This window comes from Methylomonas sp. DH-1, from assembly GCF_046097555.1.
Taxonomy (GTDB): domain Bacteria; phylum Pseudomonadota; class Gammaproteobacteria; order Methylococcales; family Methylomonadaceae; genus Methylomonas; species Methylomonas koyamae.
This window is the reverse complement of record NZ_CP143089.1, coordinates 3,653,480-3,679,157: the sequence shown is the minus strand read 5'-3', so window position 1 is coordinate 3,679,157 and position 25,678 is coordinate 3,653,480. Positions and strand designations below refer to the sequence as shown.

Sequence of the window (25,678 nt, the reverse complement as noted above, 5' to 3'; positions counted from 1 at the left end):
AGCGGAGTTCCCCCCTCTTTGACATTTGCCCCGGTTCTCCGGGGCTTTTTTTTGCAGGCAGCGACGGCCAGGCCAAGATTCGAAACCGGGCAAATACACGGCGAACTCATCCGCTCCGAACGGCTGTAAGCCTTAAGATTCAAGGTGTGGCAGGGTATGCGACAAAACGTCGCAGTTTTTCTGGACATCGGTTTTTTTATCCCCTACAATGCGTCCACCTTGAGTAGGTTGGCCGCTTCGCAAGAGGCGCTACCTGCCAATAGGGGGAGGGAGGAAAGCGACCAGTTATCTGGTAGAACAACAATAATAAACGCAAGCCATTAACCTGCCGTATCGCGCGGTAGGCGTCCAACACATAACAAATAAAACCGGACGAAGCCCACTTAGGTGGGCTTTTTTATGCCTGCGAACAAATCATCCGCCGTGGTAATGGGCGCGGCAACTTCGTTGGCCATCTTTCACCACGCGGCCAGGCCCTGCAATTCCCGCAATCCGGCTGCGCCAGGCCCTCTCGGCTGCGTTTCCTGCCAATCCGCTGCCAGATCCGAATACGCTGCAAGGCCGATCAAAAATCGCTTTTTCGAGTTTTACTGTTACATTACCGGCATATTCCAAAGCTATAGCTACGAAAACTCAATCGGAAACATGAGCCAGTCCAAACACATCATTATCGTCGGTGCCGGCCCGGGAGGCTTGTGCGCAGGCATGCTCCTGAGCCAGCGCGGTTTCAAAGTATCGATTTACGACAAGCATCCAGAAGTCGGCGGCCGCAACCGGCCGATTCGGCTCGACGGTTTTACCTTCGATACCGGTCCCACCTTTTTGTTGATGAAAGGTGTGTTGGATGAAATGTTCGAAATGTGCGGCCGGCGTAGTTCGGATTATCTGGAGTTCCTGCCGCTGTCGCCGATGTACCGGCTGGTGTACGACGACCGCCAGATCGAGGTGTATTCCGATCGGGAAAACATGCGGGCCGAGTTGAACCGGGTGTTCGACGAAGGCGCGGCCGGTTACGAAGCGTTCTTACAAGTCGAGCGCAAGCGTTTTAACGCACTCTATCCCTGCATCACCCGCGACTATTCCAGCCTGAGTTCGTTTTTGTCGGCGGACTTGATTAAAGCCTTACCGTGGCTGGCGTTTCCGAAAAGCGTGTTCGCCAATCTGGGTCGCTATTTCACCCAGGAAAAAATGCGCCTGGCCTTTTGTTTCCAGTCCAAATATCTGGGCATGTCGCCGTGGGAATGTCCGGCACTGTTCACCATGTTGCCGTATTTGGAACACGAATACGGTATCTACCACGTGGCCGGCGGATTGAACCGCATCGCCGCGGCGATGGCCAAAGTCGTCGTCGAAAACGGCGGCGAAATTCACACCTCGACCGGCGTGGCGTCGTTATGGGTCGAAGACGGCGCGGTCAAGGGCGTCAGGCTCGACGACGGCACTGAAGTAAGCGGCGACGAAACGGTGGTCAATGCCGATTTCGCCCATGCGATGAGCCGGTTGGCGCCGGCCGGCAGCCTAAAGAAATATGCGCCGGACAAATTGCAAAAGCTGGATTATTCCTGTTCCACCTTCATGCTCTATCTGGGGCTGGACAAGCTTTACGACCTGCCGCACCACACCATCGTGTTCGCCAAGGATTACCGGACCAACATCAGCAATATCTTCGCCAACAAGACGCTGAGCGCGGATTTGTCGTTTTACGTGCAAAACGCTTCGGTCAACGATCCCGGCCTGGCGCCGGCCGGAAAGTCGGCCTTGTACGTGTTGGCGCCGATGCCGAACAACGACAGCGGCTTGGATTGGGATGCCCATTTCCAGGCGGTACGCGAGCAGGTGTTGGATAGCTTGGGCGCCCGCCTGGGTTTGAGCGATATCCGCGACCATATCGAATGCGAAAAAATCATCACGCCGGGCGGCTGGGAGCGCGACGAATACGTTTACAAAGGCGCCACTTTCAGTCTGGCGCACAAATTCAGCCAGATGCTGTACTGGCGGCCGCATAACCGCTTCGAAGAACTGGACAATTGCTATCTGGTCGGCGGCGGTACCCATCCCGGCAGCGGCTTGCCGACGATTTACGAGTCGGCGCGGATCTCCGCCAACATGATTTCCCGAAAACACGGTGCAGACTTTGCCGACATCCAGCACAGCCGCTGGTTGAAGTCGTAAGCCTCGACCATGTTATTTCAATATTTCCGCTAACCGGATTGCCCCTGCCGTGGCGAAATTACCAGCCATTTCTCCGCTCGACGGCCGTTTGCTCGGCGAGTATCCTGCCGCTACTGCTGACGAGATAGCCCTTAAGCTGCAGCGCGCCCGTGTCGCTGCCGGCATTTGGGGCCAAACGCCGGTTCGGGAGCGTTGCCGTATTCTGGCGAAATTCGGCGAACTGGTCCTGGCCGAAATCGACTCTATCGTCGATTGCCTGCGTCTGGCTACCGGCAAGGTGGCGTGTGAGGCCTTGCTTGGCGAGATCTATCCGTTGCTGGATTTGCTGGCGTATTACCGCAAACGGGCGCCGGATATTTTGGCCGATCGTAGTGTGGCGACCTCGCCGTTTGCCTTTCCCGGTGCCACCGCCGGTATTCGCTACCGGCCCGTCGGCGTCGCGGCGATAATTTCGCCGTGGAATTACCCGTTTCAATTGTCGGTAGCGCCGCTGCTGACCGCCTTGTTTGCCGGCAATGCCGTGATTTTGAAACCGTCGGAGTTGAGCCTGCCGGTCGGCCAACTCATTGTCGATCTGTTTCAACGCCTGGAGCTGCCGCCGGACTTGGTGCAATGGCTGGCTGGCGACGGCTCGGTTGGCGCCCAGTTGATCGACGCCGGTCCGGATCTGGTTTTTTTCACCGGCAGTTTGGCGGGTGGCCGCGCGGTAATGCACCAGGCTGCGCAGCATCCGCTGCCGGTATTGCTGGAATTGGGCGGCAAGGATGCCATGTTGGTGTTCGCCGATGCCGATTTGGATCGGGCCGCAGCTGCCGCGGTTTACGGTGCGTTTAGCAACAGCGGCCAGGTCTGCGTCTCGGTCGAACGGCTCTACTTGCAGAGGCACTGCCACGACGAATTTTTGCGGCGCTTGCTCGACGCTGTGGCGGCGCTACGGGTCGGAGTCGGCGCCGATGCCGAGCTGGGGGCGATGGTTTCCGGTCGGCAAATCGAGCTGATCAAGGCGCAGTACGACGACGCCATCGCGCAGGGCGCGGCAGCCTCCGGGCCGTTAGGTTGCGACGGCAACTTCGTTCGGCCGGTGGTGTTGTGGAACGTGCACCACGGCATGCGGCTGATGCGGGAAGAGACCTTCGGCCCCTTGCTGCCGGTGATGGGTTTCGACGGCGAAGCCGATGCAGTCGGGCTGGCCAACGACAGCGAATACGGCTTGAATGCTTCGGTGTGGAGCCGCGACATCGCCAAAGCCGAGCGGGTCGCTCGGCAATTGCAGGTCGGCAATTGGGCGGTCAACGATGTGATCAAAAACATCGGCCACGCCGGCTTGCCGTTCGGCGGCGTCAAACGTAGCGGTTTCGGTCGTTACCACGGTGCGGAAGGCTTGCTGGCGTTCAGTTATCCGGTGTCGGGCTTGACCAGCCGTAGCCACTTGCCCAAGGAACCCAACTGGTTCCCGTATTCGGCACAACATTACCGGGCTTTACAAGGCTACCTCGATTTCGTCTACGGCAGCGGTTCGCTGCGGCAACGCATAAAGCGCAATTGGCCGGCCTTGCAGGCGTTTCGCGAGTATTCGGCTTTCGATCTGGCCCAGCGCTGGCATAACCTGAAATTACTGCTGACTTGGCATAGGAATTATTGATGAAGCAAAACCTTGGTAATCAAAACGTCGTCGTGGTCGGTGCCGGCCTGGGCGGTTTGTCGGCGGCGATCTCGTTGGCCACAGAAGGCTTTCGGGTACAGTTGCTGGACAAGAACGACAAAGTCGGCGGCAAGCTGAATATCATGACCCAAGCCGGATTCACCTTCGACCTGGGGCCGTCGATTCTGACCATGCCGCACGTGTTCGAGGCGTTGTTCGAGCGGGCCGGCAAACGCATGGCCGATTACGTCGCGATCGAAAAAGTCGAACCGCACTGGCGCAATTTTTTCGAAGACGGCACCGTCGTCGATTTATGCGAAGATCCGGACAACCAGCGCCGAGAACTCGATAAGCTCGGGCCGCAGGTCTACCAAGAGTTTCAACGCTTCATGGCCTATTCGCAAGAGCTGACTAGAGAAACCGAAGCCGGGTATTTTGCCAAGGGCTTGGACGGCTTTTGGGAATTGCTGAAGTTTTACGGCCCGTTGCGCAGTCTGAAATTCGATGTGTTTCGGACCATGGACCAGGGCGTCAGGCGCTTCGTTTCGGATCCGAAACTGGCCGACATTTTGAATTACTTCATTAAATACGTCGGTTCCTCACCGTACGATGCGCCGGCTTTGATGAATCTGATGCCTTACATCCAATACGGCTACGGTCTGTGGTACGTCAAAGGCGGCATGTACGGCTTGGCCAAAGCCATGGAACGACTGGCTTTGGAACTCGGCGTGACGATCCGCTTGAACGCCGAAGCCGCCGAAATCGAATGCCAAAACGGCCGGGCAACCGGCGTGCGTTTGGCCGACGGCGAGTTGTTGCCGGCCGATATCGTGGTATCGAACATGGAAGTGATCCCGGCGATGCAGAAATTGCTAAACAGCACACCGGCCGAACTGAAAAAAATGCAGCGTTTCGAGCCAACCTGTTCCGGCCTGGTGTTGCACTTGGGCGTGGACCGGATTTATCCGCAATTGGCGCACCACAACTTCTTTTATTCGGCCGACTCGCGGGCGCATTTCGACGCGGTGTTTCACAGCCACCGGTTATCGGAAGATCCGACCATTTATCTGGTCGCGCCGTGTAAAACCGATCCGGAGCAGGCCCCGGCCGGTTGCGAGATCATCAAAATTCTGCCGCACATTCCGCATTTGGACCCGGACAAGCCGTTAACCGCGGAGGATTATTGGGCGCTGCGCGAACGGGTCTTGCTGAAGCTGGAACGGATGGGTCTGACCGATCTGCGTAAGCACATCGTTACCGAGGAGTACTGGACGCCGCTGGATATCCAGGCCCGTTACTATTCGAACCAGGGCTCGATTTACGGCGTGGTGGCCGACCGCAACAAGAATTTGGGCTTCAAAGCGCCGCAACGCAGCAGCCAGTTGGCCAATCTGTATTTTGTCGGCGGCAGCGTCAATCCGGGCGGCGGCATGCCGATGGTAACGCTGTCCGGGCAATTGGTGCGCGACAAAATCCTGGCCGACATGGGGCTTTAAAGTTAGCCGGGCAACGGGCTAAAATGCGGCCGGGGCCGGTTGTCGTCGCCGGCTTGGCCCATAACCAGTCTGCCGCAACGGCATCGAGCGCTTTATGATTTTGTTTTTTAAAGATATTCCGGTTAATTCCCGGCCCAACGAACTGTACAGCCTGATTGCCTCGGCCGGTGGCGAAGCGGACAGCGGCGAGGTGTTGAAAGCCGAGGTCATGGTGATTCGGGACAAAACCACCAATGCGCTGGAACACCACGGTTTGGCCATGCTCGATTCGGAACAGTCCGGCCTCAGAGCCATAGAGCGGCTCAACGGCAAAGCCTTCAACGGCAGCGAAATCTTAGTGCGGCCCTACAATTTCCGGGACGATCTGAACGACCGCCGCCGCGGCTGCGAAGAGGATGTCGCTGCCGAGCAAAGGCAGCGTGAACGCCGGCGCGGCGACCGGATCGAAATTTTCATCGATTTATCGAATATTTTCTTCGCACCCGACCCTTTGCTTTAGCGGTCGGGTCAACCGCCGCCGATTCAGGCGTGCTTGGCTTGGCACAGCAAATTGCTGTTCGCTTCGGCGCTGTGCGCCATCTTTTCCAAATTCGACAACACCAACAAGCTGGCGTCTTCCATATTGCCGACCTCGCGCAACATGGTGTCGACGTCGCCGGCGGCGTGGGCTTTCAGCGCATTGATAGCGCTGCTGTGTACGCCGATATGCGGTTGTTCGATGTCGTGGTAACCGGGCAATTGCGAAAAACAGGCCCTGCCTTCGCCCTGGTAATACCATTTACCCAAGCGGCATTCGGTGTGTTGGGCAAAATCGTGCACCGATTTTTGCGATAAATGGAACAGCACTTTATACAGTTCGAACTTGTAAATCAGATGGTCCAGTTTCGCCAGTTCGCAAAAGCTGCGTAACGACGACGCGGCGACCACTTTCTCCATCGTCACCGAAAAATCCAGCAATTCGCGCATCGTGCCGGTGGCGCGCTGGCCGTCTTCGCTGAAGCTGCGCGACTGTTCGGCCAGCGAGTTCATCTGGTCGCGGGTGCCGCCGCTGGCGACGCGGATCGACTCGGCCAGTTTGGCGATTTTGTTGGTGGCCTCGGCAGTTCTTTGCGCCAGCGTCCGCACTTCGTCGGCGACGACGGCAAAACCGCGGCCTTGTTCGCCGGCACGGGCCGATTCTATCGATGCGTTTAACGCCAACAGATTGGTTTGGTCAGCAATATCGTGAATCAGTTTGACGACGCCGATAATTTCTCGCGAACTTTGGTCCAGCGATCCGGCCTGCTGCGCGGCGGAACTGGAGGCGTCGGCCAGGTTGGCCAGGTTTTTCGAAATGCGCTCGATGGCGTTGCTGCTGTCCAGCGAGATACCTTGCGCTTCGACGGCATTGTCTTTTTCGTCGCGCAGGCGGTTGGCCAGTGTCAGCAAACTGGCCTGCATCGTCACCAGCGACTGGCCGAAATTCTGTAAATGGCGCACGGTGCCGTTCTGGCTGTTCAACTGCTGCTCCAGGCTGGAATTGGCTTTGTCGGCTGCTTGCACACGCTGGCGCAGTTGTTCGAGTTCGCTGTTTTGTAGTTGGATGCGCTGTTCCGCTTTAGCCAGATGTTGTTGTAATTCTTCTATTTCGCGTTTGCGGCTGAATATTGAGAACATAATTCGGGTGAGAGTAATAAAAGCTTGAGTTACGGTAGCAAATGGGTTTGATCGAGCAGTCGCTGCGGCTCGTCGTTATTCATCATTATCGGCTACCCGGCCGCTTTCTGCAGCCGCCGCGACCGCCACGGTCCGGCGTTTTGCTGCCGAGTTCCGCTTTTTCGGCGGTCGCAAGCCGGGCTACGAACTGCAAGCAGGTGCCTGGAACGGCCGCAGCCGGCGCTCAATGCGACAGGCAGTCTTGGATCGCCATTTTTGCCGCTTTCCGCGCCGGGAAACACGAGGCCGCGGCGGCCAGCAGTAAGATCAGGCCCAGCCAATAGCCGGCCGCGGCGAAGTCGAAGCGATAGTCCAGACTCAGGCCGAACATGGTTTCGCCGAGCCGTTTCGCCAGCGGTGCGCCGGCCCGGTAGGCCAGCGGTACGCTGATCAGCCAGGCCAGAACGCCGTGGAACAAGCCTTCCAGCATGAACAGCCGGAACAGGGTCGGCGATGGGGCGCCGATTGCCCTTAACACGCCGATTTCCCGGCTGCGTTGCAGCACGCCGATCGCCAGCGTACCGGAAAGGCCGATGCCGCCGACCGCGGCCAGCATCGCCGCCAGGCCGGATAAGGCCCCAATCACCGGTTTAAATTGGTTGCGGGCGTATCCGCGCTGTTCCAGCCGGCCGTGTGTGTTGTAAATGTCCGCCGCGACGCCGCGTTGCTGCAGTATCTCGCTGAGCCGGCTCAGCAGCGCGGTTTCGTCCTGCAGAGTGGCGACCGGCGCCGTGACCAGCGCCAACGATGCGGTATCGCCGCCCAGGTTTTTTTCTATCGTTTCCAGCGGGGCGTATACCGGTTCCACGGCATATTGGCTGCCGGCCAGCCAGCGGTACAAACCCACGACTTGCCAAGTTTGGCGGTCTCTGCCGATCGCCGCTGCGACCGTGTCGCCGGTTTTAATGCCGTTCAAGGCCGCCGTTTCGGCATTCAGCACCAATACTGCCCGGCCGGCGTCGTCGGTTTGCAGCCAGCGGCCGCTCTCGATCCGCGGCCGGTAAGTCTCGCTGCCGGCCGGCAATGCCAGCAATTGCAGGCCCAGGCTGCCTTTCTGGCGGAAAACGCCCTGGTCGCCGCTCAGTTCCAGCGGTAGGCGGCGCCAGGTTTCGACGCTGCAGGCCGGATCGGCGGTTTTGATCGCATCCTGCAGTATTTGCCGGGGTTGGTCGCTGGCCAAGCCTAATTTCAAGGCATACCGGCTGCGCGCCATTTCGTTGTCCAAGGTCAGGTTGAGCGACGCGATCAGGCTAGCCAGGCTCAAAAACGCGACGCCGGCCACGGCCAATACGCTCTGCGTCAACAGTAACCGGGTTTTGCGGCGGAACAGATTGCCGAGCGCTGCGGCATACACGGTAGGCAACCAACGGCCGGCCAGGCCTTGTAACCGGGCGTCGAACCGGCTTTTGCCGAAATCGGCGCCGAGGCCGTAGCTTGCGATCGCGGCGCGCACCGTCATCGCCGCGCCGCGCCACACCGGCCCGACGGCGGCGGCCAGCGGCACCAGCAAGCCGCCGGCGGCCAGATACGCCAGTGCCCGGTTGGGGAGTTCGAATGTGCCGCAACCGATATCGAAGATGGCCAGCAGCCGGCACGAAGCAAAATGGGCGGCCAGCGCCGCCGGCGGCGCGGCCAGCGCGATTGCGGCAATCGCCAGCAACAAGGTTTCGCTCAGGTACAAGCCGGCGATGGCGAGATTACTGCCGCCGATCGCCTTCATCACGCCGATCTGATCGGTTTGTTGGGTGATATGGGCCGAGACGGTGTTGGCGATCAGGCTGGCGGACAGCGCCAACGCCGCCAAAGCCATGATTTCCAGCACGCCGTTGATGCCGGCCAGAAACGGCCGGCCCCAGTGCCGGTCCGGGTCTTGCAATAAAGTGGCGTTGGCCGCGACGCCGCGTTCGGCGAGCAGGCTGCGGATTTGGGACGCGGCGGCGCGAGCTTTGTCCTCGCTGTAAGGCGGCTTGACCTGTACCAGCAATTGCCGAAAACTGCGCGGGGCCAGCCCGAATAAGGCCGCATCCGCAGCGGAGGCAAAAAACACGGTCTGGCCGCCGAATTTGGGGGGTTTGACGAAGGGGTGGCGGACCACGCCATCGAGCGGAAAATTGAGTTCAGCGCGTTCGATTTGCAGTTGCAGGTTGGCACCGCTGCCAAGCCCGGTATGTTGGGCCGACAGGTTTTCGATGGCCAGTCTGCCCGCAGCCGGCCAGTCGCCGGAAACCAAGGCCGTCCTGTCGTAAAGCTGGTGGGCATAATCGGTTCTGACGATCAGGCTGGCGTTTTGCCAAGCGGCGTCCGCCGTCGAACGGAAGCGCACCGCCACCGGATTTACCCCTTCGACGCCGGCGATGTCGGGCAGCGCCGCGATCCGCTCCAGTACCGCCGAATCGGCGGCGCTGCGCAGTAGCATATTGATATGCGAAGGTTGCGATTGGCGGTGAGCGGCATCCATTTTTGCCAGCAATAAATCGATCATGCCGAAGATGGTGCCGACGCAAAACAAGCCGATGGCGATGCTGGCGACGGCGAGCAGACTGCGGCCTTTATGGCGCCACAAATCGGCGCGGAATTTGTAGGCCAGCGCGCTCAACGCGGTTCCCGGTGGCTGTCGGCGTGCAGCCGGCCGCCGCGAATTTCCAGTTTGCGGCTGGCCGCGTCGGCCAGCGCCTCGTTGTGGGTGACCATCAACAGCGTCTTGCCGCGGTCGCGCAGATGGCTGAATAAATCGAACACCGAGTCGGCGCTGGCGCTGTCCAGATTGCCGGTCGGCTCGTCGGCGACGATCAGCGGCGGGTCGTTGGCCAGGGCGCGGGCGATGGCGGCCCGTTGCTGCTGGCCGCCGGATACCTGGCTCGGCAGCCGGTCCGCTGCGCCGAGCAAGCCGACGCTGTCCAGCAATTGCAGTGCCCGCTCGCGGCGTTGCCTTTTCGGCAGCCGGCCCAGGAAGTCCATCGGCAGAATCACGTTTTGCAGCAGGCTCAGCGCCGGCAGCAGTTGGAAGAACTGGAATACGATGCCGACATGCTCGCCGCGCCAGCGCGCCAGCCGTTCGTTACCGAGGTTTTGCAGGGCGTGGCCGGCGACGATGATCTCGCCGCGGCTCGGGTGGTCGATGCCGGCGATCAGGTTCAATAACGTGGATTTGCCGTTACCGGACGGGCCGACGATCGCGACGAATTCGCCGGCGGCAATGCGTAAATCGATGCCGTGCAAGACCGTTTGCCGACCGCCGGCTTGCGGGTAATCCTTGTAAACCTGGTTCAGTTCGATAATCGGCTGCATGGCGCTAGGCAAATTGGGGTATGTTACACGAGGTAACGCGACGCGAGGCAAAGGATTCTGCCGCTAGCCGGAGGAGGGCAGGCGATGGTTTGGGTGAGGGTTTTCTGGTTTTTGGTGTTTCTGGCTTGGGTAGCGGCCGAGATCGGGCTGGCCCGGCGGCGGAGTTCGCCGGATAGCGAAATCGCCTTCGGCGAGCGGCGTTCGCAACGCCGGCTGTGGCTGTTTGTGACGCTGGGATTGTTGTCGGCGCTGGTGTTCAAACAACTGGCCTGGCTGCCGATTCCGCTGGATTATCTGCCGCGGCAGATACTGGCGTTGGCGATATTTGCCGGTGGTTTGTATTTGCGTTATGCGGCGGTGGTCGGTCTGGGCCGATTTTTTACGACGAATGTAGCGATTTTGCACGGCCATCGATTGGTCGAGGACGGGCCCTATCGTGTGCTGCGGCATCCGGCTTATACCGGTTTGTTGATTGCTTTGGCCGCGGCCGGATTGGCCATGGGCGACGGCCTGGCATTGCTCAGTGTGTTGCTGCCGGCCGCTTGGGCGCTGGCGCGGCGGATCGAGATCGAAGAGCGTTTGTTGGAGCGGCAATTCGGCGACGCATACCGGGCGTACCGGAACAACCGTTGGCGCTTGCTGCCCTGGTTTTATTGAAACAAGCCGAAGTTTTACCTTGGGATTGGCGCTGAACTGGGCGCTGCGGATGGGGCGTTTCGGGCCATTAAGACTTGGCGGGCCGCTGAGCGGATTGGTCAGGGGGCTTGAAACGGCGTTGCGGCGCCGGGCCGCAACGCAGCGGAGGGTTTAACCGAACAAATCGTCCAGGTATTTCTCTGCATCCAATGCCGCCATACAGCCGGCGCCGGCCGAGGTGATGGCTTGTTTGTAATGCGAGTCCATCACGTCGCCGGCGGCGAATACGCCCGGCACGCTGGTGGCGGTGGCGTTGCCGTGGATGCCGCTTTTAACCACGATGTACCCGTGGTCCATTTCCAATTGGCCGGCGAAAATGTCGGTGTTGGGCGTGTGGCCGATCGCGATAAAGACGCCGTGTACGTCCAGTTCCTTGGTCGAGCCGTCCTGCGTGCTTTTGATGCGCAGGCCGGTGACGCCCATGTCGTCGCCTAACACCTCGTCCAGTTCGTGGTTCCATTCGATACGCACGTTGCCGGATTTGGATTTCTCGATCAATTTGTCGGACAGGATTTTCTCGGAACGGAATTTATCGCGCCGATGCACGACGATGACTTCCGAGGCGATATTGGCCAGATACAAGGCTTCTTCTACCGCGGTATTGCCGCCGCCGATCACCGCGACCGGTTTGTTGCGGTAGAAAAAACCGTCGCAGGTGGCGCAAGCGGAAACGCCTTTACCTTTGAAGGCTTCTTCGGAATCCAGCCCCAAATATTTGGCCGAGGCGCCGGTGGCGATGATCAACGCATCGCAGGTGTAAACGCCGGCGTCGCCGGTCAAGGTAAACGGTTTTTGCGACAGATCGGTGGTGTGGATGTGGTCGAAAATAACCTCGGTGTTGAAACGCTCGGCGTGGCGCAACATCCGGTCCATCAATTCCGGGCCTTGGACGCCGTCGACGTCGCCGGGCCAGTTGTCGACTTCGGTGGTGGTGGTCAATTGTCCGCCTTGCTGCATGCCGGTGATCATGACCGGATTGAGGTTGGCGCGCGCGGCGTAAACGGCTGCGGTGTAGCCGGCCGGGCCGGAACCTAGGATTAAAAGTTTGCAATGCTTGGCAGCAGCCATTTTCACGATCTCCATGCGGGTTAGGATGAAAAGATTATATGGGCAATCCCCCGCGGATTAAACCGGCGGAATGCCGGGATTTTGCGGGCTGCGCCGACTGAGCTAATGTGAAATCGATTTTTATCATCTATAATCCAGTTTTCGTTACACTTTTATTGTGAGCCGTCACCCATGGTTGCTGTTGTGGAAGAGAAAGACGCGCGAGGATATCGCGAAATCGCATTGCTGGGCTGTTCCTGTTTTGCCTTGTTCTTTTTGATTGCCTTATTGACTTTTAACTCCAACGATCCGGGTTGGAGCCACAGCACGTCCTACCAATCGATCAGCAACGCTTGCGGCGTGTTCGGCGCCTGGCTGGCCGATTTCGTGTTGAGTTTTCTCGGTTTGATGGCCTATCTGATCCCGGTGATGGTGTTTTGGTACGGCTATATGGTCTATCAAGGTCCCAGCCAACAGCAAGCCAGCCAATGGTTGGTCGCGGCGCGCTCGGTCGGTTTTCTGGCGACCGTCGTTTCCGGTTCGGCCATTTTGTTCTTGCACTTGCATTTTTTGCGTACCAAAGTCGATTTGCCGGAGAGTCCTGGCGGCATTCTGGGCCGGGAAATCGGCGACGCCTTGGTGCATTTGTTAGGCAACTCCGGCTCGACGCTGTTGCTGCTGGCCATTTTCATGACCGGGGTGACGATGTTCACCGGCTTGTCCTGGCTGATGGTGATGAGTTTGATCGGAAAATGCGCGATGAGCGCCTGTTCCGTGGTCGGCCGCCAGGCTGTCACCGGTGCCGAACGTTACCGCAGCATCGAGAAACCGGTTCGCGCCGAAGCCAAAAAAGTGCGCAGCAAACCCGAAACCAAAGCGGATGCCAGAGCCGACGAGGCGCCGCGCAACAAGCCGCAAATTCAGGTTGTGGAAACCGTGCAGGCCAACGCCAGCGCGGCCGAGGTCATCAGGCCGGCGCGGCGCAAGGACAGCAAGGTGCTGGAAAATCTGGACGACAGCGCATTCCTGAATGCCTTGCCGCCGTTGTCGTTACTCGACAAGCGCGATATCAAGGTCAAACGCTATTCCAAAACCGAGCTGGAAGAGATTTCGCGCCAGGTCGAGGACGTGCTGCAAGATTACGGCATCGCCGCCGAAGTGGAAGCGGTGCTGCCGGGACCGGTGATTACCCGGTTCGAATTGCGTTTGGCGGCCGGGGTCAAGGTCAGCCGGATCAGCAGTCTGGCCAAAGACTTGGCGCGCGGCCTGTCGGTGACCAGCGTGCGCATCGTCGAAATCATCGAAGGCAAATCGGTAATCGGTTTGGAGATTCCGAACCAAGAGCGGGAGATGGTGTCGCTGCGCGATCTATTGGTGTCGGACGAATTCGAGCGGGCCAAGTCCAAACTCAGCATTGCGATGGGTAAGGATATTTCCGGTACGCCGGTGGTAGCCGATCTCGGCAAAATGCCGCATGCGCTGGTGGCCGGTACCACCGGTTCCGGTAAGTCGGTCGCGATCAACACCATGATTCTGAGCTTGCTGTACAAAGCCAAGCCGGAAGACGTGCGCATGATCATGATCGACCCGAAAATGCTGGAGCTGTCGGTGTACGAAGGCATTCCGCATTTGCTGACCCCGGTCGTCACCGACATGAAGGACGCCCAAAACGCGTTGCGTTGGGCCGTAGCGGAAATGGAGCGGCGCTATAAATTGATGTCCAAAGTCGGCGTGCGCAATCTGGCCGGTTACAACCATGCGGTTAAGGAAGCCGATGCGGCCGGCCAGCCGATCCGCGATCCGCTGTTCAACCCGCAAACGCCGATTCCGCTGGACGATTATCCCTATCTGACTACGTTGCCCAGTATCGTCATTATCATCGACGAGCTGGCCGACATGATGATGGTGGTGGGCAAGAAGGTCGAGGAACTGATCGCCCGGCTGGCGCAAAAAGCTCGTGCCGCCGGCATCCATTTGGTGTTGGCGACCCAGCGGCCTTCGGTCGACGTCTTGACCGGCTTAATCAAGGCCAACGTGCCGACCCGGATTTCGTTCCAGGTGTCGTCGCGGATCGACTCCCGGACCATTATCGACCAAGGTGGCGCCGAAGCCTTGCTGGGCAATGGCGACATGCTGTTTCTGCCGTCGGGCACCAGCATTCCGCTGCGCGCTCATGGCGCCTTCGTCGACGACCACGAAGTGCATCGGGTAGTCGAGTTCATGAAAAAGACCGGCCCGACCGACTATCTGGACGAGATTACCCAGGAGCGTACCGACAGCGGCGAAGTGGCGAGTGCGGACGGCGACGAGAGCGAGTCCGATCCGTTGTACGACGAGGCAGTCGCTTTTGTTACCGAGTCGCGCAAGGCGTCTATATCCAGTGTGCAGCGCCGCTTCAAAATCGGCTATAACCGTGCGGCGCGGATTATCGAAGACATGGAAAACGCCGGTGTGGTCAGTCCGCCGGAAACCAACGGCTCGCGCGAAGTGTTGGCGCCGCCGCCGCGCTGACGCGTATGAATCCGGCCATCGGTGCTTTGCTGGCTATTCTTGCCGTATCGGCCTTGGGTGGTTGGCTGCTGTGCCGCAACAAGCCCGTCGAAAAACCGGTTAAAGTCATGCTGTTCGTCGGTTATTTTTGGGGGCTGGCTTTTTCTTTACTGATATTGGCGGTGTTGGCCTATTTGGGCTGGCAACGTTTTGGCGTTTGATTTTTTATGAATTCCGATTGGATAGGCTATCTGGCCGCGGCGCTGACGACGGCCTCGTTTTTGCCGCAGGCGGTCATGACCGTCAAAACCCGCGATACTTCGTCGCTGTCTTTGGGCATGTACAGCCTGTTCACGCTGGGCGTGCTGTGCTGGTTGATTTACGGCGTGTTGCTGGCGAACTGGGCGATCATCGTCGCCAACGCCGTGACGTTTTTATTGGCCGCAGCGATACTGGCGGTTAAGTTGCATAATTCGTTGCGGAAATAGAACCGGAGTTTTTCGTTACCGCCGCAATCGGTTTGGCGGAAACCGGTAGCGGCAACAATTACTTGTTACAATGCGCGCCCTTTAACCGTAGGGATGGCGAAGGCTGCAGCATGAAAGTAAGAGAAAAACGACACGGCCTGGTATTGGTACATACCGGCGAGGGAAAGGGCAAATCGTCCAGCGCGTTCGGCATGGTGTTTCGCGCCGCGGGTTGGGGCATGAAGGTTTGCGTGATCCAGTTCATCAAGGGCCAGTGGCAGACCGGCGAACAGAAAGCGGCCGCCCGCTTCGAGGAAATCGAGTGGCACGCCCTGGGCGACGGCTTTACCTGGGATACCAAAAATCCAGAGCAGGACATTAAGACCAGCCGCGAGATTTGGGAATTTGCCAAACAGAAAATCCTGTCGGAACAATTCGATTTGGTGGTTTTGGACGAAATCAATTACTGCTGCGGCTACGGCTGGATCAGCGGCCAGGAAATCGCCGATTTCATCCGCCAACACAAGCCCGGCTGGCTGCACTTGGTGTTGACCGGGCGCAACGCGGCGCCGGAAGTGGTCGAGATCGCCGACACCGTCACCGAAATGACCCGGGTCAAACACGCCTTTCAAGCCGGAATCAAAGCCGAGCAGGGCGTTGAATTTTAAGCTGAAAAAAAACCGGGCTTCTGGCAAAATTGCCGCCTTTTTCCATTCAGGCACAGACCACTATGCAACAAGCAATCGAATTGATCAAAAAGTACTATCAAGCATTCAACGACGGCGACATGGAGACTTTCCTGAGCTTGTTGACCGACGACGTGGTGCACGACATCAATCAAGGCGGCCGCGAACAGGGCAAGGCCGCGTTTGCCGAATTCATGAAAAAAATGAATCACCACTATAAGGAGCAGTTGGTGGACATGGTGGTCATGGCCAATGCCGACGGTAGCCGCGGCGCCGCCGAATTCGTCGTGTTGGGCGAATACCTGAATACCGACGAAGGCCTGCCGGAAGCCAACGGCCAGACTTACCGCCTGCCGGCCGGCGCGTTCTTCGAAATCCGCGACGGTAAAGTCGCCCGCATCACCAATTACTACAATCTCGGCGACTGGATTGCCCAGGTCGATCCGCAGGCCTAAACGCTCCGTTGCCGGCTCATTGCCGCTACCGGCCATTTAGCTTAGAATCCGAAACCTGAGGTTTCGGATTTGCTTTGAGAATAACTACAAACAGAGGAGAGCAACAATGGGTGAAATACAAAAAGCTATGATCGCTGTACTGGGTGTATTTGTGATCGGTTTCATTCTGGTTGGCGCCAGCAAGGAGCAAAGCAACGAAGAGAAGGAAGCCGCGTCGCAGATCCGTTCTTTGGTCGCCATGCAGGAAATGGCCAACCAAAAATGCCCGAAATTGATTCAAAACAAAACCGGCACCCAGGTTTATTTCCCGTCCAAGACCGATACCGATAAAGCCACTTACGTGACGATGGAATGGGTGGGCGAACCGGGCTCCAACTTTAAAACCGCGTCCTGCACGCTGCATTTGTCGCTGGGCGGCGTATCTAAGTTGGTCATAGACGATAAGGTTTTGATCGACAAGAAAATTTGAGTGCAGACGGCGTTTATGCGCTTAAGCGTAAACGCCGTTTTCGTCTCGGTAGGTTCTGCGCGGATTATTGCCGAGGCAGACCGGGACGGTGACTTGCACTTTGCGAATTTGCCAGCCTTGCGACCCTATTCCATTTTCGCGCTTGCGGCCGGATCGATCCGGCTTAACCGCATTGTCGCGCATTTCGCCCAAAATACGGGCGACGTTAATCTGCTGCATCGGCAGCGGAGTTCCCTACAAATCCAGTTCGTAATTTAAGAGGTGAATCGATATGGCGGATAGCACCGTCCACAAAGGTGTTTTAAAAACCTGGAAAGACGACAGAGGTTTCGGCTTCATTCAGCCGGATAGCGGCGACAAGGACATTTTTATCCATATCTCTTCGCTGAAAGGCATGGCGCGGCGGCCGTTAAGGGGTGACGTGATAGTCTACCGGGTGGCTCGCGAAGCCGATGGCAAATTGAAGGCGGTTGACGCCAGCATCGAAGGCGTGGCCTATCAGGAGGCAGCCCCATCCAAGCCCGTTAAAGTCTGGCGTTGGCTGGTTGCGCTGTTGCTGGGCTTGATCAGCGCGGCGGCCGCGGCTTATTTCTACCGGTAACTCGGCCGGCCGGCGTATTACTGCACTATTTCCAGGATTTCAGAGATTACAGATGGATTGGCTACATTACCTGCTCGACGTTTTGTTACATATCGATAAGCATCTGGCCGAGTTGATCGGCGAATACGGCGCCGTGACCTATGCGATCTTGTTTGCCGTGATCTTTGTCGAAACCGGTTTTGTCGTGATGCCGTTTCTGCCCGGCGATTCCTTGCTGTTTGCCGCCGGCGCCTTCGTTGCGGTGGATGCGCTGAATCTGCCGATGCTGCTCGGCATCATGAGCGTAGCCGCCGTGTTGGGCGACACCGTCAATTACTGGATCGGCCGCAGCATCGGCAAACGCGCTTACTCGTTGAGCTGGGTCAACCGGCAACATCTGGGGCGGGCGCAAAGCTTTTACGAAATCTACGGCGCCAAAACCATCGTGCTGGCGCGCTTTGTGCCGATCGTCCGCACCTTTGCGCCGTTCGTCGCCGGCATCGGCCGCATGCCCTACGCTTATTTCATTCTTTACAATGTGGTGGGCGGCTTGGCTTGGGTCTTGATTTGCGTGTTTGCCGGCTATTTTTTCGGCAACATTCCGATCGTCAAACAGAATTTCGAGCTGGCGATTCTGGCCATCGTACTGATGTCGGTCACGCCTATTGCAATCGAGCTCTGGAAAGCGCGCAAACAACCGGAAAATTAAATCCAGCGGAGAAACGGTGTGGAAATGAGCGATTCGCAGAAGTGGTTGTTATTGGCTTTCGTTGCCGTATTCGGCGCTTTGCTCTATTTGCTGGCCCCGGTATTGATGCCGTTCGCGGTCGCCGCGATTCTGGCTTATCTGGGCGACCCCTTGGTCGACCGGCTGGAAACTTTGCAATTACGCGGCTGGCGCCTGAATCGTACCCTGGCCGTGGTTGTCGTGTTTTCCGGCATCATTTTCACGATTGCGGCGCTGCTGGTCGTCATCATTCCGGCGTTGGAATACCAGATCGGCGAGTTCATCGATAAATTGCCGTCCTACTTGAATTGGATCAACAAGGCGGTGATTCCCGATCTGCAAAAATACTTTGGCCGCAGCATCCGCCCGCTGCGCGAAGAACAGTTGCTGAACATGATCAAGAACCACTGGCAAAACGGCGGCGTCGGCGAAAATCTGCTGGAATCGGTGTCGCATTCCGGCGCGGTGTTGATCGGCTGGATCATGAATTTGGTGCTGATTCCGGTCATCACCTTTTACCTGCTGCGCGATTGGGACGAGTTAGTCAGAAGAATCCACGATTTGTTTCCGCGCCGCGCGGCCGGCACCGTGGCGAAATTGGCCGCGGAAGCCGACGACGTGTTGGGCGCCTTCATGCGCGGCCAGTTTTACGTGATGCTGGCTTTGGGCGGCATCTACAGTTTCGGTTTATGGCTGGTCGATCTGGAATTGGCTTTGGTCATCGGTATGATGGCCGGCTTGGTCAGTTTCGTGCCCTACATGGGAGCGATCACCGGCATCGTCTTTGCCTGCATGTCGGCCTTGCTGCAATTCCAGGACGCGATGCACTTGTTACCGGTGGTTGCCGTGTTTGCGGTCGGCCAAAGCATCGAAGGCATGTTGCTGACACCTTGGCTGGTCGGTAACAAGATCGGCCTGCATCCGGTCGCGGTGATGTTCGCGGTCATGGCCGGCGGCCGGCTGTTCGGTTTTTTGGGAGTGTTATTGGCTTTGCCGGTAGCATCGGTGGTGATGGTGCTGTTGCGCCACATCCACGAGCGTTACACCTTCAGCGGTTTCTACAGCAACGGTTAGCCGTCTTGCGTTTCGGGCCGGCGTTCGCGATTTTCTGCTTGGCGGCGGCGCTGCCCGCCACCGGCGACCCGCGCCGCGAACAGGATTACGCCGAACAAATCCAACGTCAGTTGGCAGCCGGCCGTGCGGTTTGGCTACAGGCCGAGAGCCGGACTTTCCTGGGGCTTTATAGCGACGCCGAAAAAACCGACAACCGCGATGCCGTTATCGTGTTGCACGATATGGGCGGCCATCCCGACCAAGGTCCGGTGGTGTGCGGCCTGCGCTCGAGTTTGCCGCAACACGGCTGGGCGGTGTTGGCCATACAAATGCCGGTGCGGGAGACCGGCGCCGGTCTTGACGAATACTTTGCACTGTTCGACGAAGCGGCAGCGCGGATCGATGCGGCCGTCGCCTACTTGCAGCAGGGCGGTGCCAAACGGATCGCCGTGGTCGGTTACGGCGTCGGTGCGGCGATGGCGCTTTACCGGCTCAGCGGCAAACCGGACGGCGTCATGGCTTTCGCCGCAATCAGCCTGCCGGTTGCCGACTATCCTCTGCCTCAGGGGCAAAGCCTGGAGCAGATCAAACGGATCGGCTTACCGTTTCTCGATGTGTATGCCGAATTCGACCTGCCCGCCGTGCTCGGCAGCGCCTGGCAACGGCGCATGGCCGGCAAGGATAACCCGGTGTACCGGCAAATCCGCGTCGAAGGCGAGGGGCATGCATATCTACAAGAACACAATCTGCTGCTGAAGCGGATTTATGCTTGGCTGGCCGTAACAGCCAACGAAAAATAACCATAACAACAGGGGAATCAGCATGTTATTCAACGAAGAACTGGTCGCGGAAATCCGATTTTTATCGCTGTTCAACTTGGCCAGCGCGCAAGAAGGCGTCAAAGTGCACGGCAATGCCGATCCGGAATTGATCGAGGCTGCCCGGCGCCTGTTCGGCAAGGGTTTGATTTCGCAGGCCGACGGCGGTTATTTGACCGACCTCGGCATCGAAGCCGCCGAACACGCTCAGCGGGCTTTGGCGATATTGTCGACGGCGCCTTAAAGGCCCAACTCGAACAGCCATTTCAGCGAGACGAAAGCGACCAGCGCTATGGCTATGCTCAATCCGACGAAACGTAGCGGCCGCGCCAGATTGTGACGCCAAAACCCGACCGCCGCGCCGCTGCTTTTCAGGGCTTGGTAATACGCCCGCTGGGTCAATGCGCGCTGGGTCTGGTAGCGGTCGAACAATTCGTTCGCCGCCGGTAGATCCTCGGCGTGGTGAAGCCAGATCGCCGCCAGCGACGTGCCCCAGGTGCCGGCCGACGTTTCGTAGAATTCGATGGCGTTATCGGCCAACAGTTGCCGGACTTCCTCGATTTCGTCGGCCGGGACGCCGCGGAGTGAAAAAAATAGTATCGCCATGGCTGCTGGGTCGGGGTTTAGGGGCTGCCATTATAAGCCAGCCGTAAACCCGCGCCTGTTGCGAATGGCAATACGCCGTTCCCGCCGAATTGGCCGAAATGTAAACGATACGTTCGATTTTCGCCGAACATGCAAACAGCAATCGTGTTTTTCCGGGATGCCGGCGCCGATGCGGAGGCCGATAATTTACAACGCCTGCTGGCCGGCCAAGGCTACGCCTGTTGGCCGGCGACATCGGTCGAGGAGGCTTTGGCTCTGGTCGAAGCGCGGCCGGCCGATCTATTGATCGCCAGTTGCCGCGATTGGCCTTGGCGGAAAATGGCCGAGCTTCGCGAAGCGGCCGACAGCTATCTGCCTATCGTCCGCATCAGCGAATCGATCAGCGATACCGTCCTGGAGCAGTGCGCCGCCGCAGACGTCGATACGGTATTGTTCAGGCCGGTCCACTTCGGCTTGTTGTTGTTCAAAATCCGCTCTTCGCTACGTTTGCGCGAACTGTACCGGCGCGAGCGCGAGCAAAAAAACCAATTGTTGGGCTACTGGCAGGCCGCCGACCTCGAGCACGAAGTGGCCGCCAAATTGTTCAACAACGTGCTTAAAGCCGATTTTCTGGAAACCGAGGCGGTTGCCGTGTCGATGTCGCCGATGGCCCTGTTCAACGGCGATCTGGTGTTGGTGGCGAAAACGCCGGAAGACCATTTGCACCTGCTATTGGGCGATTTCACCGGCCACGGCTTGGCGGCGTCGATTGCAACGCCGCCGCTGGCGGACATGTTTTACGGCATGTCCCGCAAAGGCTTCGATATCGAAGACATCGCCGCGGAGATCAACGCGAAACTGTATCGGTTGCTGCCGGCCAATCGCTTCCTGGCGGCGACGCTGGTCGCACTGTACCCCGAGGGTTCGACGCTAAAAACCATCGCCTGCGGTTTGCCGGACCATTATCTGGTCAACCGTATCGATAAAAGTTACCGGACCATAACCTCCAACAATATCCCGCTCGGGATCCAGCCGGCGATCCGGCCCAATCCGCAACTGCACCGGGTCGGCGAGCACGAAAGTTTGTATTTGTTGACCGACGGCGTTTTCGAGGCGGAAAACGCGCTGGGCGAATTGTTCGGCGCCGAACGCGTATTGCAGGCCATCCTGCAAAGTCCGGCCGGCGACTTCGAACTGCTGCAAAGCCGGCTGTCGGAACATACCGGCGGCGGCCTGCGGAAAGACGACAACACGATGGCGATTCTGCATTGCGCGGTCGACAGCGCACCGTGGCGTAGCAGCCGGGACCGCACTGCCGGCAATAGATTGGCGGCGATGGCCTGGAAACAGATGATGGAGTTCGATATCGACAGCCTGCGCAGCAGCAACCCGGTTCCGCTGCTGGTCAATACTTTGTTGGAGCTTCAGTGCTTGCAGGCCCATCGCCAGGCGATATTCATGATCGTCAACGAGTTGTTCAGTAACGCTTTGGACCATGGCCTGCTGCAACTGGATTCCGCCGACAAGGATAGTCCCGAGGGTTTCCTGCGCTTTTACGAATTGAAACAGCAACGCTTGCAAACCCAGGCGCACGGCAAAATTCGCCTGTTGTTTGCCCACCAACCCACCGCGGCCGGCGGGCGGCTGACGATCAAGGTCGCCGACAGCGGCAGCGGCTTCGACTGGCGCCGGTGCCGTACCGAGTTGCAACACAATTTCGGCTACAGCGGGCGCGGCATTGCCCTATTGGAAAAGCTTTGCAGCAGCGTGACCTACCACGGATGCGGTAACCGGGTCACGGCCGTGTTCGATTGGCAGGCTTAAGCCGAAGCTCAGCACTGGCAGCGGCCGCAGTAATAACTGGCGCGTTGGCCGATTTTCAAATGCCGGACCGGTTCGGCGCAGGTTCGGCAGGGTTCGCCGCCGCGGCCGTAGACGGCCAATGCCTGTTTGAAATAGCCGGGTTTGCCCTCGGCGTTGGTAAAGTCGCGCAGCGTGGTGCCGCCTTGTTCGATGGCTTTGCCCAGTACGGTTTTGATCGAGGCCGCCAGACGTTCGAACTCTGCCGTTTGCAAACTTCCGGCCGCGCGCGTCGGCAGCACGCCCGCCAGAAATAACGATTCGCTGGCGTAAATATTGCCGACGCCGACCACAATGTGGCTGTCCATGATCAGGCTTTTGATGCACGCTGAGCGTTGGCCGGCGCGCCGTTGCAAATATGCCGCGTCGAATTCGGCCGATAACGGCTCAGGCCCCAGCTCCGCCAGCAGCGGGTGCTGCAGCGGATCGGCAGAAGTCCACAGCGCCGCGCCGAATTTGCGCTGGTCGTTGAACCGCAACACCGTATCGTCGGCAAATACGAAATCGACGTGGTCGTGTTTGCCGGGCAACTGGTCGGGCGCCGTGATCCGCAAATTACCGGACATGCCCAGATGCAGAATCAGCGTTCCGGTTTCGGCGCCGAGCAACAGGTATTTGCCGCGGCGCTCGACCGAGCGCAGAGTTTGGCCGGGCAGAACCGCGCCGATTTCGGCCGAAACCGGCCAGCGCAAGCGCGGCTCGCGTACCTCGACCGCCTTGAACGTTTTGCCCAGAATATGCGGCGCGATGCCGCGCCGGCTGGTTTCGACCTCGGGTAATTCCGGCATCGCGGCGCTTCAGATTTGGGTTAACAGGAATTGGGCTTCGTGGCGGATTTTCTGCCGGGCCAACAACAATTTCCAGCGGCTACCGCCGCACTGGCGCCAGAGGTGAGCGGAACGGATGCCGGCCAGCAGCACGGCGCGAATTTTGTTGACGGTGCCTTGGTTGCCCAAATGCTGCGGATCGCCCTGGACCATGATCCTCGGCTGCAGCGTGCTGATCGTGCTGTGGTAAACGTCGGCCAGATTGGCCAGTACGTTTTCGTGCAATACGCCGAAATGCTCGGCCTGGGCCTGGGCCCGGCCGACTCCGGCCCGGATGCTGTCCAACATCTCCGGCTTGCCGGCCAGCCGCTTTTGCAGGTAGACCAGTTGCGCGGCATAGCGGGCTTGTTCCGGATTGGCCAAGGCCCTGCTGCCCAATTGGGTCTGCAATTGCTCCAGGCCGTGGCGGACGCCGGCCAGACCGCCGTAAACATCGGCGACGCTATCCGAGTCGATTTTCAACAGGCTGCCGATGCTGGCTTCCAAAGCGGTGCTTTGGCAGGCGCCGGCCGTCGCCAGTTGCTGTACCAGCGAACAGGTCTGGGCGATGCCGGCCAGCGCGATGGTCTGGTTGGTGAGCGTGTACAGCGCCATATCAGTTGCAGGCGCTGGCTAGGCAATCCGGCGCTACCGGCCGGCCGGAACGGATCCAGGACTGGATGCCGTTGTTCAAATGGTAAACCTTGGCCATGCCGGGCTGTTCGCTCAGCATTTTGCCGACTTTGGCGCTGCGGTTGCCGGAGCGGCACACCAGAACCACCGGTTGGTCGGGCGAAGTTTTCAATTTCTCCAGGTCGGCCAGCCATTTTGCCTGGTCGAATTTACCGTCGGCATCGAACGATTGCAGCTTGTGGCTGCCCGGAATCAGGCCGGTGGCCTGCCATTCCTGCGGCGTGCGGATGTCTACCACCAGCGCGCTTTGGTTTTGTTGCATCGCGCCGAGTTGTTCGGTGTCGAGTTCGCCGAGTTCGGCGGCGTGCAGGCTGGCCGACAACAACGCGGCCAGGCAGAACAGGGGTAATTTGCGTTTCATAGTCGATACATACCAGTCAATGAAGTGTTATCCGGCCAGTAACGGCGATATGTGGGTCGCCCACCAGTCGATGCTTTCCAAATAAATGTTGGCGATGCGCTCCGGCGCGATGTTGCGGTAAGCGCTCAGGCCGGGTTCCCAGCGTTCGTACGCGATGCAGAATTTTAACGCTTCGCCGGCGGGGCCGCGATGGTGCAGCACGGCGTCGTTGATTTCCTGCGCCAGCGGCAATTGTTCCAGCAATTTCGGCAAAGGCGAATCCATCAGGCTGTCCAGGCCGGACAGCATGCCGATCAAGAAATAATGTTCGCTGTCGTCTTTGGCTTCCTTGGCCAGCAGTTCGCACATTTTGGCCCGGATCAGCACGTTCTGCAGCACCGACGACGGCTTGTCCGACAACGCCGACAAGGTCAGGATGTTGATCCAGCGCTTGATTTCGACCAGGCCTAAACAGACCACGGCGTGTTGGATCGACTCGATTTTCTGCGGCAGCGCGAAAAACGCCGAGTTCAGGTAGTGCAGCAACTTGAAACTCATGCTGACGTCCTGCGAGATGATACCGCTGATTTCGGCGAAACTGACATCGGGTTTATTGACCGTGGCCAGCAATTGCAAGGTTGCGGTCTGGCTGACGCCGAGGCGTTTGCCTTCCACCAGATTGGGTTTGCTGAAGAAAAAACCCTGGAATAACTGGCAACCCCAATCGCGCAGGGTTTCGAACTGGCTGTGGGTTTCGACTTTTTCCGCCAGCAAGGTCAGGTTGTAAGGTCGGAGCTGGTCTATCAATGTGCGGGTCGCCTCCAGCGTGTCGGCCATCACGTCGATCTTGATGATGTCGGCGAATTCGAGCAGCGGCAGCCATTCCGGCGCCAGCACGAAGTCGTCCAGCGCCAGCGTGTAGCCGAGTTGCGACAGTTCCCGCAAGTTGGCGACGATCTCGGCGTCGACCGCCACGCTCTCCAGCACTTCGACCACGATGCGGTCTTTCGGCAGATGCAACGGCACTTTATCCAGAATATTCTGAGTCGTGAAGTTGATGAAGGCCTTGTGCGGGCCGACCAAGTCGTTCAGACCGATTTCCAGTAGCGTGTCGCTGATGACTTGTTTGGTGGCGTTGGCGGCCCCATCTTTCAAGTTGAGGTCGAAATCGGTGCCGCGGAACAGAATTTCGTAAGCGAAGGTATTCAGTTGCCGGTCCAGTATCTGTTGCCGGCCAATCAGAAAATCTGTCATTTATTTACGGGCTCCCGATCATTGCACTATGATGCTGCTACGTCGCGCCTTATATCACGTAAGCCGAGATTTAGTCGAGATTGAGGCTGGACGCGTCTTTACCAACCACAGGAGGAACAATGTCCGAATCAGCAACGTTAACCATCACCGGCATGAAATGCGGCGGTTGCGAAAATACCATCGTCAGCAAGGTTTCGGCGCTGCCCGGCGTCAAATCGGTCAAGGCATCGCACCAGGACAAGCAGGTAGGCGTCGAATTCGATCCGGACCAGACCAGTCTCGACGAGATCGAAGACACCATCGTCGACGCCGGTTTCAAGGTCGAATAATTTTCTACTGGCAGCAGGCGACGCTGCCGG

General features: G+C 58.6%; 28 protein-coding genes. 18 read left to right on the top strand and 10 right to left on the bottom strand.

From position 1 onward, the window contains the following. Nucleotides 1-645: 645 nt before the first annotated feature. The 4 genes from VXJ35_RS16765 to VXJ35_RS16750 all read left to right on the top strand — a co-directional run bounded on the left by VXJ35_RS16765 (nucleotide 646) and on the right by VXJ35_RS16750 (nucleotide 5,809). Complete coding sequence (locus tag VXJ35_RS16765) at nucleotides 646-2,172, top strand: NAD(P)/FAD-dependent oxidoreductase (protein ID WP_064023566.1); 1,527 nt, start codon at nucleotides 646-648, stop codon at nucleotides 2,170-2,172. Between the two features lie 49 nt (nucleotides 2,173-2,221). Beyond that, nucleotides 2,222-3,814 carry an aldehyde dehydrogenase family protein gene (locus VXJ35_RS16760; RefSeq protein WP_064022440.1) on the top strand — a complete coding sequence of 531 codons (1,593 nt, stop codon included), beginning with the start codon at nucleotides 2,222-2,224 and terminating at the stop codon, nucleotides 3,812-3,814. Beyond that, nucleotides 3,814-5,310 (top strand): NAD(P)/FAD-dependent oxidoreductase, encoded by a 1,497-nt coding sequence (locus VXJ35_RS16755; RefSeq protein ID WP_064022439.1) that lies wholly within the window; start codon nucleotides 3,814-3,816, stop codon nucleotides 5,308-5,310. The genes VXJ35_RS16760 and VXJ35_RS16755 overlap by 1 nt, the downstream gene beginning before the upstream one ends. Nucleotides 5,311-5,404: 94 nt before the next feature. Continuing rightward, nucleotides 5,405-5,809 (top strand): hypothetical protein, encoded by a 405-nt coding sequence (locus VXJ35_RS16750; RefSeq protein ID WP_064022438.1) that lies wholly within the window; start codon nucleotides 5,405-5,407, stop codon nucleotides 5,807-5,809. 23 nt (nucleotides 5,810-5,832) lie between these two features. Here VXJ35_RS16750 and VXJ35_RS16745 read toward each other — a convergent pair whose 3' ends face one another. The 3 genes from VXJ35_RS16745 to VXJ35_RS16735 all read right to left on the bottom strand — a co-directional run bounded on the left by VXJ35_RS16745 (nucleotide 5,833) and on the right by VXJ35_RS16735 (nucleotide 10,293). Beyond that, nucleotides 5,833-6,966: a methyl-accepting chemotaxis protein gene (locus tag VXJ35_RS16745; protein ID WP_064022437.1), complete on the bottom strand. Its 1,134-nt coding sequence runs from the start codon at nucleotides 6,964-6,966 to the stop codon at nucleotides 5,833-5,835. A gap of 223 nt (nucleotides 6,967-7,189) precedes the next feature. Then, a complete protein-coding gene (locus VXJ35_RS16740) occupies nucleotides 7,190-9,601 on the bottom strand; it encodes an FtsX-like permease family protein (RefSeq protein WP_064022436.1) in 2,412 nt (803 codons plus the stop codon). Beyond that, the gene (locus tag VXJ35_RS16735) at nucleotides 9,598-10,293 is read right to left on the bottom strand and encodes an ABC transporter ATP-binding protein (RefSeq protein WP_064022435.1); all 696 of its coding nucleotides are present in this window, start codon (nucleotides 10,291-10,293) and stop codon (nucleotides 9,598-9,600) included. The genes VXJ35_RS16740 and VXJ35_RS16735 overlap by 4 nt, the downstream gene beginning before the upstream one ends. 84 nt (nucleotides 10,294-10,377) lie before the next feature. Here VXJ35_RS16735 and VXJ35_RS16730 point away from each other — a divergent pair, with 84 nt between their 5' ends. Then, the gene (locus VXJ35_RS16730) at nucleotides 10,378-10,950 is read left to right on the top strand and encodes an isoprenylcysteine carboxylmethyltransferase family protein (protein ID WP_064022434.1); all 573 of its coding nucleotides are present in this window, start codon (nucleotides 10,378-10,380) and stop codon (nucleotides 10,948-10,950) included. Nucleotides 10,951-11,100: 150 nt separating this feature from the next. Here VXJ35_RS16730 and trxB read toward each other — a convergent pair whose 3' ends face one another. Then, nucleotides 11,101-12,057, bottom strand: a complete 957-nt coding sequence (gene trxB, locus VXJ35_RS16725) for a thioredoxin-disulfide reductase (RefSeq protein WP_054761214.1) — start codon at nucleotides 12,055-12,057, stop codon at nucleotides 11,101-11,103. A gap of 171 nt (nucleotides 12,058-12,228) precedes the next feature. Here trxB and VXJ35_RS16720 point away from each other — a divergent pair, with 171 nt between their 5' ends. The 6 genes from VXJ35_RS16720 to VXJ35_RS16695 all read left to right on the top strand — a co-directional run bounded on the left by VXJ35_RS16720 (nucleotide 12,229) and on the right by VXJ35_RS16695 (nucleotide 16,603). Then, nucleotides 12,229-14,547 carry a DNA translocase FtsK gene (locus VXJ35_RS16720; protein WP_064022433.1) on the top strand — a complete coding sequence of 773 codons (2,319 nt, stop codon included), beginning with the start codon at nucleotides 12,229-12,231 and terminating at the stop codon, nucleotides 14,545-14,547. 5 nt (nucleotides 14,548-14,552) lie between these two features. Continuing rightward, nucleotides 14,553-14,747 (top strand): hypothetical protein, encoded by a 195-nt coding sequence (locus VXJ35_RS16715; RefSeq protein WP_064022432.1) that lies wholly within the window; start codon nucleotides 14,553-14,555, stop codon nucleotides 14,745-14,747. Nucleotides 14,748-14,753: 6 nt separating this feature from the next. Continuing rightward, complete coding sequence (locus VXJ35_RS16710) at nucleotides 14,754-15,014, top strand: SemiSWEET transporter (RefSeq protein WP_064022431.1); 261 nt, start codon at nucleotides 14,754-14,756, stop codon at nucleotides 15,012-15,014. A gap of 110 nt (nucleotides 15,015-15,124) precedes the next feature. Further along, nucleotides 15,125-15,661: a cob(I)yrinic acid a,c-diamide adenosyltransferase gene (gene cobO, locus VXJ35_RS16705; protein WP_054761216.1), complete on the top strand. Its 537-nt coding sequence runs from the start codon at nucleotides 15,125-15,127 to the stop codon at nucleotides 15,659-15,661. 62 nt (nucleotides 15,662-15,723) lie between these two features. After that, nucleotides 15,724-16,134 carry a ketosteroid isomerase-related protein gene (locus VXJ35_RS16700; RefSeq protein WP_064022430.1) on the top strand — a complete coding sequence of 137 codons (411 nt, stop codon included), beginning with the start codon at nucleotides 15,724-15,726 and terminating at the stop codon, nucleotides 16,132-16,134. Between the two features lie 106 nt (nucleotides 16,135-16,240). After that, entirely contained in the window at nucleotides 16,241-16,603 is a 363-nt protein-coding gene (locus VXJ35_RS16695; protein ID WP_054761170.1) for a hypothetical protein, read from the top strand. Between the two features lie 21 nt (nucleotides 16,604-16,624). Here the strand turns inward: VXJ35_RS16695 and VXJ35_RS16690 are convergent, their stop codons facing one another. Beyond that, a complete protein-coding gene (locus VXJ35_RS16690; protein WP_064022429.1) occupies nucleotides 16,625-16,822 on the bottom strand; it encodes a hypothetical protein in 198 nt (65 codons plus the stop codon). Nucleotides 16,823-16,874: 52 nt separating this feature from the next. On the opposite strand from VXJ35_RS16690, the gene VXJ35_RS16685 reads away from it, so the two are divergent. The 5 genes from VXJ35_RS16685 to VXJ35_RS16665 are packed head-to-tail and all read left to right on the top strand — an operon-like array spanning nucleotide 16,875 to nucleotide 20,025. After that, on the top strand, nucleotides 16,875-17,204 hold the full coding sequence (locus VXJ35_RS16685; protein ID WP_054761174.1) for a cold shock domain-containing protein: 330 nt from the start codon (nucleotides 16,875-16,877) through the stop codon (nucleotides 17,202-17,204). A gap of 52 nt (nucleotides 17,205-17,256) precedes the next feature. Then, nucleotides 17,257-17,892 carry a DedA family protein gene (locus VXJ35_RS16680; protein ID WP_064022428.1) on the top strand — a complete coding sequence of 212 codons (636 nt, stop codon included), beginning with the start codon at nucleotides 17,257-17,259 and terminating at the stop codon, nucleotides 17,890-17,892. 24 nt (nucleotides 17,893-17,916) lie between these two features. Further along, entirely contained in the window at nucleotides 17,917-18,984 is a 1,068-nt protein-coding gene (locus VXJ35_RS16675; RefSeq protein WP_064022427.1) for an AI-2E family transporter, read from the top strand. A 5-nt stretch (nucleotides 18,985-18,989) separates the two neighbouring features. Continuing rightward, nucleotides 18,990-19,763: a DUF3530 family protein gene (locus VXJ35_RS16670; protein ID WP_064022426.1), complete on the top strand. Its 774-nt coding sequence runs from the start codon at nucleotides 18,990-18,992 to the stop codon at nucleotides 19,761-19,763. 22 nt (nucleotides 19,764-19,785) lie between these two features. Continuing rightward, complete coding sequence (locus VXJ35_RS16665; protein ID WP_054761180.1) at nucleotides 19,786-20,025, top strand: TIGR02647 family protein; 240 nt, start codon at nucleotides 19,786-19,788, stop codon at nucleotides 20,023-20,025. Here the strand turns inward: VXJ35_RS16665 and VXJ35_RS16660 are convergent. Then, nucleotides 20,022-20,387 (bottom strand): DUF6164 family protein, encoded by a 366-nt coding sequence (locus VXJ35_RS16660; protein ID WP_064022425.1) that lies wholly within the window; start codon nucleotides 20,385-20,387, stop codon nucleotides 20,022-20,024. The two genes, VXJ35_RS16665 and VXJ35_RS16660, sit on opposite strands and share 4 nt — an antisense overlap. A 129-nt stretch (nucleotides 20,388-20,516) precedes the next feature. Here VXJ35_RS16660 and VXJ35_RS16655 point away from each other — a divergent pair, with 129 nt between their 5' ends. Then, complete coding sequence (locus VXJ35_RS16655) at nucleotides 20,517-22,190, top strand: fused response regulator/phosphatase (protein WP_064022424.1); 1,674 nt, start codon at nucleotides 20,517-20,519, stop codon at nucleotides 22,188-22,190. Between the two features lie 8 nt (nucleotides 22,191-22,198). Here the strand turns inward: VXJ35_RS16655 and mutM are convergent, their stop codons facing one another. The 4 genes from mutM to VXJ35_RS16635 are packed head-to-tail and all read right to left on the bottom strand — an operon-like array spanning nucleotide 22,199 to nucleotide 25,319. Beyond that, entirely contained in the window at nucleotides 22,199-23,014 is an 816-nt protein-coding gene (mutM, locus tag VXJ35_RS16650; protein WP_064022423.1) for a bifunctional DNA-formamidopyrimidine glycosylase/DNA-(apurinic or apyrimidinic site) lyase, read from the bottom strand. Nucleotides 23,015-23,023: 9 nt separating this feature from the next. Then, nucleotides 23,024-23,647, bottom strand: coding sequence for a high frequency lysogenization protein HflD (hflD, locus tag VXJ35_RS16645; RefSeq protein WP_054761188.1), 624 nt, complete (start codon nucleotides 23,645-23,647; stop codon nucleotides 23,024-23,026). A gap of 1 nt (nucleotide 23,648) precedes the next feature. Then, a complete protein-coding gene (locus VXJ35_RS16640; RefSeq protein ID WP_064022422.1) occupies nucleotides 23,649-24,086 on the bottom strand; it encodes a rhodanese-like domain-containing protein in 438 nt (145 codons plus the stop codon). Nucleotides 24,087-24,113: 27 nt separating this feature from the next. Next, nucleotides 24,114-25,319: an EAL and HDOD domain-containing protein gene (locus tag VXJ35_RS16635; protein WP_064022421.1), complete on the bottom strand. Its 1,206-nt coding sequence runs from the start codon at nucleotides 25,317-25,319 to the stop codon at nucleotides 24,114-24,116. A gap of 119 nt (nucleotides 25,320-25,438) precedes the next feature. On the opposite strand from VXJ35_RS16635, the gene VXJ35_RS16630 reads away from it, so the two are divergent. After that, nucleotides 25,439-25,648, top strand: coding sequence for a heavy-metal-associated domain-containing protein (locus tag VXJ35_RS16630; RefSeq protein ID WP_064022420.1), 210 nt, complete (start codon nucleotides 25,439-25,441; stop codon nucleotides 25,646-25,648). Nucleotides 25,649-25,678: the final 30 nt, after the last annotated feature.

Bases quoted from the DNA above. Each gene is read 5' to 3' on its own strand.
- VXJ35_RS16765 (WP_064023566.1), top strand. From the start codon at position 646: ATGAGCCAGTCCAAACACATCATTATCGTCGGTGCCGGCCCGGGAGGC.
- VXJ35_RS16755 (WP_064022439.1), top strand. From the start codon at position 3,814: ATGAAGCAAAACCTTGGTAATCAAAACGTCGTCGTGGTCGGTGCCGGC.
- VXJ35_RS16675 (WP_064022427.1), top strand. From the start codon at position 17,917: ATGAGCGATTCGCAGAAGTGGTTGTTATTGGCTTTCGTTGCCGTATTC.
- VXJ35_RS16750 (WP_064022438.1), top strand. From the start codon at position 5,405: ATGATTTTGTTTTTTAAAGATATTCCGGTTAATTCCCGGCCCAACGAA.
- VXJ35_RS16690 (WP_064022429.1), bottom strand. From the start codon at position 16,822: ATGCAGCAGATTAACGTCGCCCGTATTTTGGGCGAAATGCGCGACAAT.
- VXJ35_RS16745 (WP_064022437.1), bottom strand. From the start codon at position 6,966: ATGTTCTCAATATTCAGCCGCAAACGCGAAATAGAAGAATTACAACAA.
- VXJ35_RS16695 (WP_054761170.1), top strand. From the start codon at position 16,241: ATGGGTGAAATACAAAAAGCTATGATCGCTGTACTGGGTGTATTTGTG.
- VXJ35_RS16655 (WP_064022424.1), top strand. From the start codon at position 20,517: ATGCAAACAGCAATCGTGTTTTTCCGGGATGCCGGCGCCGATGCGGAG.
- VXJ35_RS16735 (WP_064022435.1), bottom strand. From the start codon at position 10,293: ATGCAGCCGATTATCGAACTGAACCAGGTTTACAAGGATTACCCGCAA.
- VXJ35_RS16720 (WP_064022433.1), top strand. From the start codon at position 12,229: ATGGTTGCTGTTGTGGAAGAGAAAGACGCGCGAGGATATCGCGAAATC.
- VXJ35_RS16715 (WP_064022432.1), top strand. From the start codon at position 14,553: ATGAATCCGGCCATCGGTGCTTTGCTGGCTATTCTTGCCGTATCGGCC.
- VXJ35_RS16700 (WP_064022430.1), top strand. From the start codon at position 15,724: ATGCAACAAGCAATCGAATTGATCAAAAAGTACTATCAAGCATTCAAC.
- VXJ35_RS16630 (WP_064022420.1), top strand. From the start codon at position 25,439: ATGTCCGAATCAGCAACGTTAACCATCACCGGCATGAAATGCGGCGGT.
- cobO (WP_054761216.1), top strand. From the start codon at position 15,125: ATGAAAGTAAGAGAAAAACGACACGGCCTGGTATTGGTACATACCGGC.
- mutM (WP_064022423.1), bottom strand. From the start codon at position 23,014: ATGCCGGAATTACCCGAGGTCGAAACCAGCCGGCGCGGCATCGCGCCG.
- VXJ35_RS16730 (WP_064022434.1), top strand. From the start codon at position 10,378: ATGGTTTGGGTGAGGGTTTTCTGGTTTTTGGTGTTTCTGGCTTGGGTA.
- VXJ35_RS16635 (WP_064022421.1), bottom strand. From the start codon at position 25,319: ATGACAGATTTTCTGATTGGCCGGCAACAGATACTGGACCGGCAACTG.
- VXJ35_RS16685 (WP_054761174.1), top strand. From the start codon at position 16,875: ATGGCGGATAGCACCGTCCACAAAGGTGTTTTAAAAACCTGGAAAGAC.
- hflD (WP_054761188.1), bottom strand. From the start codon at position 23,647: ATGGCGCTGTACACGCTCACCAACCAGACCATCGCGCTGGCCGGCATC.
- VXJ35_RS16710 (WP_064022431.1), top strand. From the start codon at position 14,754: ATGAATTCCGATTGGATAGGCTATCTGGCCGCGGCGCTGACGACGGCC.
- VXJ35_RS16640 (WP_064022422.1), bottom strand. From the start codon at position 24,086: ATGAAACGCAAATTACCCCTGTTCTGCCTGGCCGCGTTGTTGTCGGCC.
- trxB (WP_054761214.1), bottom strand. From the start codon at position 12,057: ATGGCTGCTGCCAAGCATTGCAAACTTTTAATCCTAGGTTCCGGCCCG.
- VXJ35_RS16660 (WP_064022425.1), bottom strand. From the start codon at position 20,387: ATGGCGATACTATTTTTTTCACTCCGCGGCGTCCCGGCCGACGAAATC.
- VXJ35_RS16680 (WP_064022428.1), top strand. From the start codon at position 17,257: ATGGATTGGCTACATTACCTGCTCGACGTTTTGTTACATATCGATAAG.
- VXJ35_RS16665 (WP_054761180.1), top strand. From the start codon at position 19,786: ATGTTATTCAACGAAGAACTGGTCGCGGAAATCCGATTTTTATCGCTG.